Annotated in this window: 1 pseudogene; it reads left to right on the top strand. The window is 36.4% G+C overall.

Features of this window, described 5'->3' with window-relative positions:
- Positions 1-113 precede the first annotated feature (113 nt).
- Positions 114-461 (top strand): annotated as a pseudogene (locus tag AC4GME_RS15115) (serine endoprotease DegQ); the annotation flags it as partial.

Here is a 461-nt window from a genome sequence, read left to right as displayed (position 1 = left end):
ACTATCATTAAGTCGTTATGTTATACCCATGATACTTCAAGATGCAAAGTCAGCATCTTGAGGTAACATGGGTATATAACTCCAGTAATGGCCACACAAAAGGAAATATATTTGTGAAAAAATTAATTTGTTCTTTTATTTTCACCAGCTATTTACTGACATTTACAGTAAATACATTTGCGGCACTGCCATCCATGATTGATGGCCAGAATATACCCAGTCTTGCTCCTTTAGTTGAGAAGGTGAGTCCTGCTGTTGTTAATATTTCCGTATCGGCTAACCATTCCAATCAGCAAGCTTTCCCGGATCTATTTCGCTTTTTTAATCCCTATGACGAACCTGAAATGATTCAACCACCTTTTGTCGGCTTAGGTTCAGGTGTTATTGTTGATGCTAAAAAAGGTTACATTATTACCAATTTTCATGTTATTGAAAATGCAACGGAGATTAAAGCGACCTTA

Source organism: Psychromonas sp. (assembly GCF_983033635.1).
This window is presented reverse-complemented; position numbering and strand designations above follow the sequence as displayed.